This window comes from Rhizobium sp. 01T444, from assembly GCF_056398305.1.
Map to the genome: position 1 here is coordinate 1 of NZ_JBFTPD010000203.1, position 670 is coordinate 670.

Annotated in this window: 1 protein-coding gene; it reads right to left on the reverse strand. The window is 70.3% G+C overall.

Annotated elements, in window-relative coordinates:
• Positions 1-670 (reverse strand): FAD-binding oxidoreductase (locus AC1DTN_RS37980; RefSeq protein ID WP_477925306.1); only part of this gene is annotated, 670 nt, incomplete at both ends.

Below are 670 nucleotides of genomic sequence, written 5' to 3' on the forward strand. Positions count from 1 at the left end.
GTGTAGGGCTTCTCGCTCTGGTTGTCGAAGATGTCGAGGTTGTAGCCGGCGACGCGGCGCATGACCTTGGGCCAGCGCGCATCGATCTCGCCGCCGAGCTGCCAGGCGAGCTGCCGCACGGTGGTCGCGATGTCCGTCGCGCGCGCGCGCAGCGTGGCCACCGGGCCGAAGTCGACCAGTTCGCCATCGGAGAGCCAGGCGCTCGCGCCCAGCACGTTGTGGACCATGTTGCCGTAGGCGATGGAGCGCGAGCCGCAGGAGTTGTTGCCCGCCATGCCGCCGAGCGTGGCCTGCGCGCTGGTCGACACATCCACCGGATACCAGAGCCCGTGCGGCCTGAGCTGCGCGTTGAGGTGATCGAGCACGATGCCGGGCTCGACCGTGGCGGTGCGGCCCTCGGGGTCGAGAGCCAGCACGCGGCGCAAGTACTTGCTGTTGTCGATCACCAGCGCCGCGCCGGTGGTCTGGCCGCACTGGCTGGTGCCACCGCCGCGCGCCAGGACCGGCACCTTGAGATCGCGCGCGATGTCGATGGCCATGGCCACGTCGCGCTCGGTCCTCGGCACCAGCACGCCCGCCGGCATGATCTGGTAGATCGACGCGTCGGTCGCGTAGCGTCCGCGCGATGCATCGTCGAACAGCACCTCGCCCTGCGTCTCGGCTCGCAGCC